Below are 14307 nucleotides of genomic sequence, written 5' to 3'. Positions count from 1 at the left end.
CCCTTGGGTACCCCGGTTTTGTCACGATCTAGTGACACGATGGGATCTATGAGGCAAAGGATCCTTGTTGTCGACGATGACGCGTCATTGGCGGAGATGCTCACCATCGTGTTGCGCGGGGAGGGCTTCGAGACCGCGGTCGTGAGCGATGGCACCCAGGCGCTCACCGCCGTCCGGGAGCTGCGCCCCGACCTGGTCTTGTTGGACCTCATGCTGCCGGGGATGAACGGCATCGATGTATGCCGCGTGCTGCGCTCCGACTCCGGAGTGCCGATCGTCATGCTTACCGCCAAGACCGACACCGTGGATGTGGTGTTGGGCCTGGAGTCTGGTGCTGACGACTACATCATGAAGCCGTTCAAGCCCAAGGAACTCGTGGCCCGCATCCGTGCCCGGCTGCGGCGAAACGACGACGAGCCCGCCGAACTGCTGAACATCGCGGGTATCGACATCGACGTGCCCGCGCACAAGGTGACGCGCGAGGGCGAGCAGATCTCGCTGACCCCGCTGGAGTTCGACCTGCTGGTGGCGCTGGCACGCAAACCGCGCCAGGTGTTTACTCGAGATGTGCTGCTCGAACAGGTGTGGGGTTACCGTCACCCGGCCGATACCAGGCTGGTGAACGTCCACGTGCAGCGTCTGCGGGCGAAGGTCGAGAAGGACCCCGAGAATCCGACCGTGGTGTTGACCGTTCGAGGAGTGGGATATAAGGCCGGACCCCCGTGATCTTCAGCTCGAAGCGGCGCATTCAGCGGCGATCGGCACCACTGGTACGCGGACTGAAGGCGCTGAGTCGAGCGGTCGGGTTCACCTGGCGCCGTTCCCTGCAGGTGCGGGTGGTGGTGTCCAACCTGGCGCTGTCCTCCCTGGTCATCCTGATCCTGGGATTTGTGCTCACCAGCCAGGTCACCGACCGCATCCTGGAGTCGAAGATCCGGGTGGCGACCGAGGAGATGGAACGCGCACGCGTCATCGTCAGCGACGATGTCGGCGGTGAGGAAACCCGGTCATTACAAAGCAGTCTGGAGCTGGCCCGTAACCAGCTGCTGAACGGCAGCAAGGGTTCTGAAGGCGGCGGCGCGGGCGCGTTCGATGCTGTTCTGCTGGTTCCCGGCGACGGCCCCCGCGAGGCAACTTCGGCGGGACCGGCCACTCAGATTCCGGGCCCCTTGCGTGAATTCGTCAAGGCAGGCCAGGTCAGCTACCAATACTCGACGGTCCATACCGAGAGTTTCTCGGGCAAGGCACTGGTCATCGGCTCGCCGACGACCTCGAAGGTCACCGCCCTCGAGCTGTACCTGGTCTTCCCACTGTCCAACGAGGAAAGCACTATTTCCCTGGTGCGCGGCACCATCGTCACCGGTGGCGTGGTGCTGTTGGTGCTGCTGGCCGCGGCGGCGCTGCTGGTCGCTCGTCAGGTGGTGTTGCCGGTGCGGTCGGCATCGCGCATCGCCGAGCGTTTCGCCGAAGGACATCTGTCCGAACGGATGCCGGTGCGCGGCGTCGACGATATGGCGCGGCTGGCGGTGTCGTTCAACGATATGGCCGAAAGCCTGTCGCGTGAGATCACCCAACTGGAAGAGTTCGGAAATCTGCAGCGCCGCTTCACCTCTGATGTGAGCCACGAACTGCGTACGCCGCTGACCACGGTGCGGATGGCGGCCGACCTGATCTACGACAACCGCGAAGAGCTTGATCCGGCCCTGCAGCGGTCCGCCGAGCTGATGGTCAACGAGCTCGATCGATTCGAAACGCTGCTCGCCGACCTGTTGGAAATCTCGCGGCACGACGCGGGTGTGGCTGAATTGGCAGTAGAGCAGGTGGATCTGCGTGACACCGTCAAGGCGGTGGTGGCCTCTGTTCAGCACCTGGCCGACGAGCTGGATACCAGCGTCGAGCTTGACATGCCCGACAAAGAGATCATCGCCGAGGTGGATCCCCGCCGCGTGGAACGCATCCTGCGCAATCTGGTGGCCAATGCCATCGACCACAGCGAGCACAAGCCCGTCACCATCCGGATGGCCGCCGATATCGACAGTGTGGCCGTCACTGTGCGCGATCGCGGTGTCGGGCTGCGTCCCGGCGAGGAAAAGCTGGTGTTCAACAGGTTCTGGCGCGCGGATCCGTCGCGCAAGCGGCATTCCGGCGGCACCGGCCTGGGACTTGCCATCAGCGTCGAGGACGCCCGGTTGCACCAGGGGCGCCTGGAGGCGTGGGGCGAACCGGGTAATGGAGCGTTGTTCCGTCTGACGGTGCCGCTGGTGCGTGGGCATAAGGTGACCACGAGTCCGCTGCCGTTGAACCCGACCAGCCGCCCGAGTTCGGCTGTGCGACGGGCGGCTTCGCGGGGTGCTCACCCCGGCGAGCAAGAGACGACGCCCATGCGCGCCTCGGGTGCCAAAATCGAGCGCCCGCGGGAGTCGGCCGGCGGCCGGGCGGAGGATGCGTCGTGACATGCCGCAAGGTGGCCGCGGTTCTGGCGGCGGTAGCGCTCATCGTCCCCAGTTGCGCCGGCGTGCCCTCATCGTCCTCGCCGCAGGCGATCGGCACAGTGCAGCGCCCGGCACCGCCGGGGATGCCCGCACCTACACCGGGTATGGAGCCCGAAACGGTGCTGCGCGAATTCTTGAAGGCGACCGCTGACCCGTCCAACAGGCACCGGGCGGCGCGCCAGTTCCTTACCGAATCCGGTTCGCGGACTTGGGATGACGCGGGCGCTGCGGTGTTGATCGAGTCGCCGGTATTCGCCGACCAGCGTGGTGTCGATCGTTGGACGATCAACGTGCGCGCCAACAAGTTGGGCACCCTGTCCGACATCGGGGTCTTCGAGACCGCTCAGGGTGATGTTCAAGATCCGCAGTTCACCCTGGTGAAGGCCAACGGTGAATGGCGGATCGATTCGCTGCCCAACGGGGTACTGCTCGACTGGGGGCAGTTTCAGTCCACCTATCGCCGGTACACCGTTTATTTCGCCGACCCGGCCGGCCGCACCGTGGTGCCCGATCCGCGGTATGTGGCCGTTAACGATCCCGATCTGCTGGCCACCGAACTCGTGTACAAACTCTTGTCCGGCCCACGTCCCGAGCTTGCGGGGGCAGTGCGCAACCACCTGAACGGCCTGCGGTTGCGAGGCCCGGTGACCCGCGTCGACGGCAGCAGGGTCGACGTGGGCCGCGGATACGGCGGCGTGCGTGTGGAGCTGGAAGGTGACCTGACGCCCGATCAGCGCACCCGGCAGTTCCTCGCGGCGCAGGTGATTTGGACGCTCTCGCGGGCGGGTATCGCCGGGCCGTATGTCCTGCAGGTCAATGGTGCTCCGCTGGACGAGCAGTTCGCGCAGGGCTGGAGCACTCAGAACGTCGCGTCGACGGATCCCGGCGCGTCGGAGGGCGCGGGGGTGGGCCTCTACGGATTGTTGAACGGGTCCATGGTGACGGTGGATCGCGATGCCGCGGTGCCCGTGCGTGGATCTTTTGGCCAGGTGGGCAACCAGGTTTCGGCGGCACTCTCGCGTAGTGGGCGACAGGTGGCATCGGTCGTGCGGGTGCAGGCCGGAGACGATCCACAGATGTCGCTTTGGGTCGGTGCCAACGGCGCGAACGGCAGTGAGGCGGTTGGCGGCAAGACGCTGACCCGTCCTAGCTGGGCGCTCGACGATGCGGTGTGGACGGTTATCGACGGCGGCCGAGTGGTTCGGATAATCCAGGAGGCCACCACATCCATGGTGGCGGTGTTGCCCGTCGAACCGTCGGCGGTGGCGGAGAAGTACAAGGGTCCGATCACCGAATTGGCGTTGTCCCGGGACGGCACTCGCGCCGCGATGATCATCGAGGGCCAGGTGATCCTGGCGACGGTCGTGCAGACCGAGAGCGGCGACTATGCCTTGACGCATCCGCGTCGGTTGGGCTACGGCCTCGGCAATTCGGCGGTGTCACTGGCGTGGCGCACCGGTGACGATATCGCGGTGGCCCGCAACGACGGGTCACATCCGGTGGCGAATGTGAATCTCGACGGCGTGAACTCAGATCTGAACGACCAGAATCTCCTGACGCCGGTATCGACCGTCGCCGCCTCGCCGGCGGCGATCTACATCGCCGACGCGCGCGGCGTGCTGCAGCTGACGGGATTGGGGACACCGGAGGAGCGATGGGTGGAAGTGCGTCCGCTCATGGTGCCCCAGGCGATTCCGGTACTGACGGGTTAGTTGTCGGGGATCATCTCCGTGGCGAGCAGTGCCTCGGGAATTCCGAAGGCGTCCACCAGGGTTCCGAGGTGTGGGCGCAGTTCTTCGCACAGCTGGTTGACGCCGCGCCGGATCGCCTTGGCACGTTCGGTCGAGACGTGCCGGTGCATGAGGAACCACGACAGGTCGGCTTCGAGCGCGCTGTAGACAAACAGATCGCACAGCTTCTCCAGTAGTTCCTGCGCGGACTTGCTGTCGCAGCTGTCGATGGCCTCGATGAATGCTTCCAGCACCACCCGCTCGGTGTGCGCCGAACCCACCTTCAAAATATGGTCCTGGGCGGAGTTGAAGACCTCGAAGGGATCCTCGTCGTCGGATTGGGCGCGCTGCATCCGGGTTGCCGCGGTGCGCAGCAGGTGATCTTCGCGATTGCGCAGCAGGCGTAGCTGGGTGCCGCGGTTACTCAAGTCAGATTCCTCGACGTCCTCGTCGGAGGAGTCCAGGATGGTCTGGATGACCTGCCGTGCCGCGGACCGTTCCAGGATCACGTCACGGGCCATTCCCGCGATAAATCGAGTCCAACCAACGGCATTGAGGCCGCGTACATCTTCTGCGTACGCCGATAGCAGCTCCTTGGCCACCAGCTGGGTGAGCACCGTGTTGTCGCCCTCGAAGGTGGTGAACACATCGATATCGCGTCGCAGGATGGTGAGCTGGTTGGCGTCGAGGTACCCGGCGCCACCGCACGCCTCGCGGCACACGGTGATCGCGTGCTGGGCGTGCCAGCTGGTCATCGCCTTCAAACCCGCTGCGGCGCTTTCCAGTTGGCGTTGCCGGTCCGCGTCCACCTCGTCGGCGGTCTGCACCTGGTGGAGTTCTTCGGTGAGCTCGTTCTGCGCGAAGGCCAGCGCGTACGAGCGGGCTATCAGAGGTAGCAGCTTGCGCTGGTGCACCAGATAGTCGGCGATAATCACCTCGTCATCGCTATCCGGTGTGTCAAACTGCTTGCGCACCAGGGCATACCGCGAGGCTATGGTCAGCGCCTTGCGGGCGGCCGCACCCGAGGTGGCGGCGACGCTGACGCGACCCCGGATGAGAGTGCCCAGCATGGTGAAGAACCGTTTGTTCTCGTTCTCGATCGGCGAGCTGTAGGTGCCGTCCTCGGCGACATCGGCATACCGGTTGAGCAGGTTGGCGCGCGGGACACGCACGTTGTCGAATACGATGCGCCCGTTGTCCACTCCGGCTAGCCCGCCCTTGTACCCGCAATCGCTGGTGGTGATGCCGGGCAGATCGTTGCCGTCGGCGTCCCGGATCGGCACCACGAAACAATGCACTCCGCGTCCGGTTGCCTCTTCGCCGGGCCCGCCGGTGACGAGCTGGGCGAAAACCGCTGATACGGTGGCGTGCTCGGCGGCGCCGCCGATGTAGTCCTTACGCGCCAACGAGCCCTCGGAGTTGAGGACGAAGTCCCCGGTCGTGCGGTCATAGGTGGCGACGGTCTGCAGGGCCTGGACGTTGGAGCCGTGGCCGGTCTCGGTCATGCCGAAACAGCCGAGCACATCCAGGTTGATCAACGGGACCACATACTGTTCGTGATGGGTTGCGGTACCCAGGTTTTCGATCGCGCCACCAAACAGGCCCCATTGCACGCCCGCCTTGACCATCAGCGACAGGTCCGCGTAGCCGAGCATCTCAATGCCGACGATCGCAGCTCCGACGTCGCCGGTGCCACCATGCTCCGTGCGGAATCCGGCGTGTGGCAAGCCATGTGGAACCAGCTCGCGCATGATCCGAAGCGACCGCGCGCGGGCCTGCTCGAGGGTCAGCGATGGGTCGGGGAGCAGGTCGGCGCGGTTCAGGTATTCGCGTGCGGCGTCGCGGATCGGACCGAACCGTCCGTCGAGCGCGACGCGCAGATTCGAGGTGAGAACTTCGGGATCGGCGGGTGCTGTCCGGGTCTCCATGGATACGAGCCTAGCCAGATGATCCGGGCCGGCCGGGGTTCTACGGCACACCACTTGCATTTACCGACCACTGGTCTAACATACCGACCAGCGGTCTATAGGTTCGGAGAGGAGTTCATGACATGGGTATTGCGTCGAGCACGGTCGACCCGGCCCTGCGTACACGTGCCTTCGCACGGGTCATCGGGCCGTTCGTTGCCACCGTGACCACGATCATCGCCGTGCGTGCCGGTGACCTCGGCTTTCTGGGCGATAGCTTTTTCAGGGACCCGATGTGGTCGTGGCTGTTCGGCGCCCTGCTGTTCTTCTGCGGGCTGATGATCATCGCCTTTCATCAGTTCTGGCGCGGGGCGGCGGCGGTGATCATCTCGCTGTTCGGCTGGTTTCTGGCGTTGCGGGGATTGGTGCTGCTGGCGTTTCCCGGGTTGATGCGGGCGGGCGTGGACGCCTCGGTGCCCGCGGTGGGGCCGGTGCGTGGCTTCTTCCTGTTCATGGCCGTGGTCGGTGTGTATCTGACCTACGTCGGCTGGATCAGGAAACGCTGACCCGTGCCTCGTGTGGTGAAACATCCGGAACTGCGCCGGACCGAATTGCTGGATCTGGCGATGACCCTATTCCTGGAGCGCGGATACGAAAGGGTCAGTCTCAACGATTTGATCGCGACCTCGGGGATGTCGAAAGGTGCTTTTTACCATTACTTTTCATCAAAAGAGGCCCTGGTGTCCGCGCTGGCCGCACGCAGCGCAGACCAGGCATTCGAGGCCTTGCGGCCGGTCTTCGAGGCGCAGGGCAGGGGCGCGCTGGAGCGTCTGAATTCCGGTCTGCGTGCCGGCTACGAGGTCAAAATGGCGCTCGGAGCGCCCGAGAGTATCGGGGCGATGGCCTCGATGATGCGCCCGGAGAACCAGTCGCTGCTGCGCAGGATCTCGGCGATCTGGGAGGACAGGTTCCGGCCGGTACTCACCGAGGTCATCGCGCAGGGAGTCGCCGAAGGGGTGTTCGACACATTCGATCCCGAGGGGGTCGGCGACATGATCCAGGGCCTGGCGGCCACCATGGGCACCGCCGTGCAGCGCATCATCGCCGCCCCGGATGCGCCGGCGCGGGCGCAGGCGATCGACGCTGCCGTGCTGCGTCAGCGTCTTTACGGTATTGCCACCGACCGGATACTCGGACTGCCCGACGGCACGGTCGAGGTGCTGGACCGCGACCAAATCGAGGCGCTGGTTGCCATGCTCTAGGCCGGCCCTGGCCGGGCGAGACGACATTCAGGTTCGCTAGTTCGCCCGCGATGTGTCCGCCAATGTCAGCTCGGCGCGGTAACGGGCAATGTCGGACCCCACGCGCACAGTGAGTGCATGCTCGATTTGGTGTTGCCGCTGATGTGCGGCGGTTGTGGGTCCCCGTCCGTCCGCTGGTGTGATGACTGCGCGTGCGCGTTCTCGACGCAGCCCGCGGTGGTCAGCACCCGGGTCGATCCGGGCGTGCCGGTCCTGTCGCTGGGGCGATATGCGGGCGTGCGGCGGCAGGCGATCGTCACGATGAAGGAGCGCGGCCGCCGCGATCTGGCCGCTCCGTTGGGCGTTGTGCTCGCGCGGGGAGTGGACCAACTTCTGCGCTGGAATCTGATCGAGCGCCCGGTGACGCTGGTTCCGGCTCCGACGCGATGGACCGCCGCGCGCGGGCGCGGCGGCGACCCGGTCACCGCCGTCGCTGCCGTTGCCGCCCGGATGCCGGGAGTGCACATCGCATCCTTGCTGCGCATGAAGATGGGCGCGCGAGATTCGGTCGGCCTGTCGGCCGCGGCCCGCCAGCACAATGTTGCCGGCCGCATCGCGCTGCGCCGGACGGCCCGGCCGGCCACGGAATTGATGCTTGTCGACGACGTGGTGACCACCGGAGCCACGGTTGCCGAATCGGTGCGGGTGTTGAAATCCGCAGGATTTCGAGTCGCGGCCGCGCTCACCCTGACCCATTCCTAGACGCATGTTGGAGATTGTTCGCCTGATCGGCTCATCGCGAGTATGACGATCTCGAAACGACTCTCACGAATCGGTGGCAAGGCGCGTGAACACGGACTACCGTCGGGGCCAACAAGCTATGAACGTTCCGCGTTTGGGCGGTCAAGCCACTCCCCAGACACGGAGCGCCTGCTTCCCGTATGGCGGAGGAGGTGGTTGCCAACCCCAGCGCCGGCGGGCTGCCGTCTCAGCGTTTCAGGCGACTCCGGCGTACTTCAAATATCAAACATGCGCGCCGCCAATATCTTTAGTCCCTAGCGGGCAGGTTGGACGCAAGCGCACTCTCAGTACCGGAGGTATGAGTTGTCAAGCACATCAAAGGCATCCGTTGCACTTGAGGACGGGGAGCGGGCGGCCCAGGCCGATATCGTGGTCAAGGGCCGAAACGTAGAAATCCCCGATCACTTCCGAATCTTTGTGAACGACAAACTGACCCGTCTGGAACGTTACGACAAGACCCTTTACCTCTTTGATGTAGAACTCGAACACGAACGCAATCGTCGCCAGAAGAAGAGCTGCCAGCGCGTGGAGATCACCGCGCGGGGCCGGGGGCCGGTTGTCCGCGGCGAGGCATGCGCCGACACGTTCCACAGCGCGCTCGAAGCTGCCGTCGCCAAGCTGGAAAGTCGGCTGCGTCGGGGCCGTGACCGCCGCAAGGTTCACTACGGGGACAAGACGCCGGTTTCGCTCGCCGAGGCCACCGCCGTCCTGCCGGCCGATGCTTTCACGCCGCCCGTCGCCGTGAACGGCGCGCACAGTCATAACGGTGCCGAGGTTGATGATGGCCACGGCCCCGGTCAGATCGTGCGCACCAAGGAACACCCGGCCAAGCCGATGACGGTCGATGACGCGCTGTACGAGATGGAACTGGTCGGTCACGACTTTTTCCTCTTCCACGACCAGTCGTCCGGTCGCCCATCGGTGGTGTACCGCAGGCACGCGTATGACTACGGCCTGATACGCCTCGGGGAATAGGGCGCGCGGTCACCGCGCAGAGAATCCCCGCACTGGGACCGCAACCGGTGCGGGGATTTTTCGTAGGGCGGTAGTCATGTTGTCGCCGTGCGTATATGACGCAGCGCGGCGGTGAGCTCGGATAGCTCGGGCGTGGCCAGCGCTAGGCGCAGTGCGTTTGGTGCGTGTGCCGTTGTCGCGAACGCGTCGGCCGTGGTCACCATGATCCCGTGTTCTGCGAGCTCGTGCGCGATGACGTCGCTGCGTGCATGCTCGGGGAGGGTGAGCCAGCCGGAATACGACGCGGGATGGGCGTGGTAATCGAGACCGGCCAGCTCGGCCCGGGCGATGACTTGGCGTTGGCGGGCATCCTCGCGGCGTTGCTTCTCCAGCTTCGCCGCGGTGCCGTCGGTCAGCCAGCGCGTTGTCAGGGCGCTGGCGATGCTGGACGCGCCCCAGCTCGTTGCGCGCAACGAGCGGATCAGCGCCGGACGTCGGGCAAGGGGAGCGACGACGTATCCGATGCGTAGCCCGGAGGCCAGATTCTTGGACATGCTCCCGATATAGAACGTGCGTTCCGGTGCAACTGTTTGCACGGGTGGGGGCGCCGCGGGCTCCAGAAACGCGTACGTCGCGTCCTCGATGATGTGGAAGTCATGGCGTGCGGCCAGCGCGGCGATGCGTTGACGCGCGCTCGCGCCGAGGATGTAACCCAGCGGATTATGCAGTGTGGGAATGAGATACAGCATCGAGATCGGTCGCTGACCGCACAGCCATTCCAGATGGTCGATGTCCATACCGGTGGTGTCGGCGCGGACCGCGGCCAGGTCGAGGTGCCGTGCGGTGGCCAGCATTCTGATGCCCGGATAGGTGAGTGCGTCGACGGCGACGACAGCACGCGGCTCGGCGAGTGCCACCAGGAGAGCATCCAAACCCTGTTGGGCCCCGCCGGTTATCAGGACGCTGTGCGGCGCGACGTCGATACCGCGCCCCAGCAGGTAGCTGGCGATCGCCGCGCGGTCGCGGCTGCGCCCGCCCGGAGGCTGCTGATACAGCAGGCTGGTCAGGTCGCCCTCGGCTGCCAAACCACGCAATGCCTGGCGCAGCTCGTCGTCCTGCCCGGTCGATAGGGGCTGGTTGAAGGAAAGATCGGCGGTGCGCTGGCCGGCGGAAAGCCGGGCGGGCTCCAGCCCGGCGAAGCCGCTGAGGTCGCGCACGAATGTGCCGCGTCCGGGCTCGCCGACGACGAGCCCGGACGCGGTCAGATCGCGATAGACGCGGCTCGCTGTGGCGACCGCGATGCCGTGGCGCGCCGCCAGCGCACGATGGGTGGGCAGCCGGGTTCCGGCGGGGAGCGCACCGGTCCTGATCTGCTCGGCGATCCCGTCGGCGACCGCGGCATGACGTCGAATGCGCACGTGTTCTCCCGATTGTAATTAGGACAATTTATTGATTGCACTAATTTACGCGTTTACCGTCGATGCGTGACGATCGAATTCCCGTGCCATATGCGCTACCCGACCGCCATCTCGCAGCTGCTTGACTTCGAAATTGTCGCCGCGGAAACCGGCACCGCGTCGGTTCGGGTGGAGACGGATCCGGCCAAGCACGGCAATCAGCAGGGCACCGTGCACGGTGGATTCCTGGTAGAACTGGCCGACGCCGCGATCGGGACCGCGCATTCCACTCTGATGCGGCCGGGGGAGACCTTCACCAGCATCGATATCCGTGCCGCCTTCCTGCGTCCGGTGTGGGCCGACACCCTTGTCGCGACCGCGCGACCAGCGCATGTGGGCCGCACCATCACCCACTACACCTGCGAGGTAGCGCGGGGTGACGGTAAGGCAGTGGCCTCGGTGACCAGCACCGTCATGACGCTGCGCGGCGACCGGGCGGCGGGGCGATAGGAGCTTGCGGCCCGGCCCGGCAGCGCCTGCCAGAGGCTACTTATTCCGCGCAGGGCAGACATTGGACGGCGCCGCCGGGGGCGACGCCTACGATGGGACTCGCTGAATCTGACAAGTCCTAACGAGTACAGGGGATATTGACGTGCTGTCGAAGTTGCTGCGCCTCGGTGAAGGTCGCATGGTCAAGCGTCTCAAGGGCGTGGCCGATTACGTCAACACCCTGTCCGACGACATCGAGAAGCTCTCCGATGCCGAGCTGCAGGCCAAGACCGGCGAGTTCAAGGGGCGCCTGGAGAAGGGCGAGACCCTTGATGACCTGATGCCCGAGGCATTCGCGGTCGCGCGGGAGGCATCCTGGCGCGTGCTGAGCCAGCGGCACTTCGATGTGCAGGTGATGGGTGGCGCCGCGCTGCACGCAGGAAACATCGCCGAGATGAAGACCGGTGAAGGCAAGACCCTGACCTGTGTGCTGCCCGCATATCTGAACGCGCTGGCCGGTAAGGGCACCCACGTCGTCACCGTCAACGACTACCTGGCCAAGCGTGACTCGGAGTGGATGGGCCGCGTACACCGCTTCCTAGGGCTGGATGTGGGCGTGATCCTGTCGCAGATGACCCCGTTGGAGCGTCGCGACGCGTACAACGCCGACATCACCTACGGCACCAACAATGAGTTCGGCTTCGACTATCTGCGCGACAACATGACCCATTCGCTCGACGAGCTGGTGCAACGTGGACATGCCTTCGCCATCGTCGACGAGGTCGACTCGATCCTCATCGACGAGGCCCGAACCCCGCTGATCATCTCGGGCCCGGCCGATGGCGCGTCCAATTGGTACACCGAGTTCGCACGGATCGTCCCCCTGATGGAGAAGGACACCCACTACGAGGTGGACATCCGCAAGCGCACTATCGGGGTGCACGAGCTGGGCGTGGAGTTCGTCGAAGACCAGCTGGGCATCGACAATCTGTACGAGGCGGCCAACTCGCCGCTGGTGAGCTACCTGAACAACGCCATCAAGGCCAAGGAACTGTTCACCCGCGACAAGGACTACATCGTGCGCGAGGGTGAGGTGCTGATCGTCGACGAGTTCACCGGCCGTGTGCTGATGGGGCGTCGTTACAACGAGGGCATGCACCAGGCCATCGAGGCCAAGGAGCGGGTGGAGATCAAGGCCGAGAACCAGACGCTGGCCACCATCACCCTGCAGAACTACTTCCGTCTCTACGACAAGCTCGCCGGCATGACCGGTACTGCCCAGACCGAGGCGGCCGAGCTCAACGAGATCTACAAGCTCGGTGTGGTGTCCATCCCCACCAACAGGCCGATGGTGCGCAAGGACCAGTCCGACCTCATCTACAAGACCGAGGAAGCCAAGTACATCGCCGTTGTCGACGATGTGGTGGAGCGGTACGAGAAGGGACAGCCCGTCCTCATCGGTACCACGAGTGTTGAACGCTCCGAATACCTTTCGCGACAGTTCACCAAGCGTCGCGTTCCGCACAATGTGCTCAACGCCAAGTACCACGAACAAGAAGCCGCCATCATCGCGGAGGCCGGGCGCCGCGGCGCCATCACGGTGGCCACCAACATGGCCGGCCGTGGTACCGACATCGTGCTGGGCGGTAACCCGGACTTTCTGGCGGACAAGCACCTTCGCGAGCAAGGCCTGGACCCGGTGGAGACTCCGGACGAATACCAGGCCGCCTGGGACGAGACGCTGCAGAAGTTCAAGGACGCTGCCGAAACCGAGGCCAAGGAGGTGCAGGAGGCCGGTGGACTATACGTGCTGGGCACCGAACGGCACGAATCACGGCGTATCGACAACCAGCTGCGTGGGCGCTCCGGGCGTCAGGGCGACCCGGGCGAGTCCCGCTTCTATCTGTCGCTGCAGGATGAACTGATGCGCCGCTTCAATGGTGCTGCGCTGGAAACGATCCTGACGCGCATGAACGTCCCGGACGACGTGCCGATCGAGGCCAAGATGGTGACCAATGCCATCAAGAGTGCGCAAACTCAGGTTGAGCAGCAGAACTTCGAGGTCCGAAAGAACGTCCTCAAGTACGACGAGGTGATGAACCAACAGCGCAAGGTCATCTATGCCGAGCGTCGCCGGATCCTCGACGGGGAGGATCTGCAGCCGCAGATCCAGGAGATGATCACCGACACCATCGCCGCCTACGTCGATGGCGCCACCGCCGATGGCTACCACGAGGACTGGGACTTCGACGCGCTCTGGACCGCGCTCAAGACGCTGTACCCGGTAAGCCTCAAGCCCGAAGAGCTGATCGCCTCCGGCGAGTACGGTGAGGCCGACGAACTGAGCCCCGAGGATCTCAAGGCTGCCCTGCTCGAGGACGCGAAGAAGGCTTATAAGGCAAGGGAAGCCGAGATCGACGGGCTGGCGGGTGAGGGCTCTATGCGCCAACTGGAGCGCAACATTCTGCTCAGTGTGATCGACCGCAAATGGCGTGAGCACCTCTACGAGATGGACTACCTCAAGGAGGGCATCGGCCTGCGTGCCATGGCGCAGCGCGACCCGCTGGTCGAGTACCAGCGCGAGGGCTACGACATGTTCACCGCGATGCTTGACGGCCTCAAGGAAGAGTCGGTGGGCTTCCTGTTCAATATCAACGTCGAGGTCCAGCAGCCGGACGGCGCCGCCGTCGCCCCTCAGGAAGCACCCGAGGGTCTGGCTGAATTCGCTTCTGCCGCAGCTCAAGCCGCGCACGGGGAGCTGCGGGCCAAGGGGCTTGAAGAGTCCACTCCGGAGCTGACGTATTCGGGTCCTGCCGAGGACGGTTCGGCGCAGTCCCGACACGAAAACGGCGCAGCCTCGGCGTCGGGTGGTGGCACGCGCCGTGAGCGCCGGGAAGCGGCACGCAACGCGGGACGCACCTCCAAGCCGGCGAAGTCGCGCCGCAAGCGCTAGCCGTCGACACCTACCGGACATCCCGAGGTGCGGGATGCCCGGTAGGCGCTCGTCACGGGGGTCTCTCGATACTCCGCAACGCTGCGACAGTCGGATGGCCGATCTCGCTGCGTTTGTTCCGGCGATCGCCTACCGCGGTGCGGGTTCTCCAATTGACGCTCGCTGGCGCCGATAAACCCCGCTGATCAGAGCTAAACCGCAGCTCAGATGCGCTTTTGATGGATGTTCGCGCTATGGGTTGCCGTGATCGAGTGCGTGCGTTACTGTTCGCTACAGAAAACGATCGCTGCAAGATGTGAACATCTGGTAGTAGGCGGGATGAACCTGGCAAAGGTTCTCGGAG

Annotated in this window: 11 protein-coding genes; 9 read left to right on the top strand and 2 right to left on the bottom strand. The window is 64.9% G+C overall.

All coding sequences use genetic code 11. The features are described from left to right. The first annotated feature begins 39 nt into the window (after window positions 1-39). The 3 genes from mtrA to lpqB are packed head-to-tail and all read left to right on the top strand — an operon-like array spanning window position 40 to window position 4204. The gene (gene mtrA, locus MAB_RS18210) at window positions 40-726 is read left to right on the top strand and encodes a two-component system response regulator MtrA (RefSeq protein ID WP_014850711.1); all 687 of its coding nucleotides are present in this window, start codon (window positions 40-42) and stop codon (window positions 724-726) included. Then, the gene (mtrB, locus tag MAB_RS18205; protein WP_005080870.1) at window positions 723-2453 is read left to right on the top strand and encodes an MtrAB system histidine kinase MtrB; all 1731 of its coding nucleotides are present in this window, start codon (window positions 723-725) and stop codon (window positions 2451-2453) included. Before mtrA ends, mtrB begins: the two co-directional genes overlap by 4 nt. Further along, a complete protein-coding gene (gene lpqB / locus MAB_RS18200; RefSeq protein ID WP_005088448.1) occupies window positions 2450-4204 on the top strand; it encodes an MtrAB system accessory lipoprotein LpqB in 1755 nt (584 codons plus the stop codon). The genes mtrB and lpqB overlap by 4 nt, the downstream gene beginning before the upstream one ends. Here lpqB and MAB_RS18195 read toward each other — a convergent pair. Next, window positions 4201-6150 (bottom strand): acyl-CoA dehydrogenase family protein, encoded by a 1950-nt coding sequence (locus tag MAB_RS18195; protein WP_005088450.1) that lies wholly within the window; start codon window positions 6148-6150, stop codon window positions 4201-4203. The two genes, lpqB and MAB_RS18195, sit on opposite strands and share 4 nt — an antisense overlap. A 122-nt stretch (window positions 6151-6272) precedes the next feature. Between MAB_RS18195 and MAB_RS18190 the strand changes: the two genes are divergently transcribed. The 4 genes from MAB_RS18190 (at window position 6273) to hpf (ending at window position 9146) form a co-directional block, all read left to right on the top strand. After that, window positions 6273-6695 carry a hypothetical protein gene (locus MAB_RS18190; protein ID WP_005080878.1) on the top strand — a complete coding sequence of 141 codons (423 nt, stop codon included), beginning with the start codon at window positions 6273-6275 and terminating at the stop codon, window positions 6693-6695. Between the two features lie 3 nt (window positions 6696-6698). Continuing rightward, window positions 6699-7391, top strand: a complete 693-nt coding sequence (locus MAB_RS18185; protein WP_005111908.1) for a TetR/AcrR family transcriptional regulator — start codon at window positions 6699-6701, stop codon at window positions 7389-7391. A 117-nt stretch (window positions 7392-7508) separates the two neighbouring features. Further along, window positions 7509-8132: a ComF family protein gene (locus tag MAB_RS18180; RefSeq protein WP_005094308.1), complete on the top strand. Its 624-nt coding sequence runs from the start codon at window positions 7509-7511 to the stop codon at window positions 8130-8132. A gap of 342 nt (window positions 8133-8474) precedes the next feature. Continuing rightward, the gene (gene hpf / locus MAB_RS18175) at window positions 8475-9146 is read left to right on the top strand and encodes a ribosome hibernation-promoting factor, HPF/YfiA family (protein WP_005080884.1); all 672 of its coding nucleotides are present in this window, start codon (window positions 8475-8477) and stop codon (window positions 9144-9146) included. Between the two features lie 74 nt (window positions 9147-9220). On the opposite strand, the gene MAB_RS18170 is transcribed toward hpf, so the two are convergent. Further along, window positions 9221-10543, bottom strand: coding sequence for an aminotransferase-like domain-containing protein (locus tag MAB_RS18170; RefSeq protein WP_005080886.1), 1323 nt, complete (start codon window positions 10541-10543; stop codon window positions 9221-9223). Window positions 10544-10633: 90 nt separating this feature from the next. Here MAB_RS18170 and MAB_RS18165 point away from each other — a divergent pair, with 90 nt between their 5' ends. Both MAB_RS18165 and secA read left to right on the top strand, forming a co-directional pair. Next, entirely contained in the window at window positions 10634-11032 is a 399-nt protein-coding gene (locus tag MAB_RS18165) for a PaaI family thioesterase (protein WP_005111906.1), read from the top strand. 142 nt (window positions 11033-11174) lie between these two features. Further along, complete coding sequence (gene secA, locus MAB_RS18160; protein WP_005080888.1) at window positions 11175-13964, top strand: preprotein translocase subunit SecA; 2790 nt, start codon at window positions 11175-11177, stop codon at window positions 13962-13964. Window positions 13965-14307: the final 343 nt, after the last annotated feature.

The sequence above is a fragment of the Mycobacteroides abscessus ATCC 19977 genome, from assembly GCF_000069185.1.
In the GTDB taxonomy this organism is placed as follows: domain Bacteria; phylum Actinomycetota; class Actinomycetes; order Mycobacteriales; family Mycobacteriaceae; genus Mycobacterium; species Mycobacterium abscessus.
This window is presented reverse-complemented; position numbering and strand designations above follow the sequence as displayed.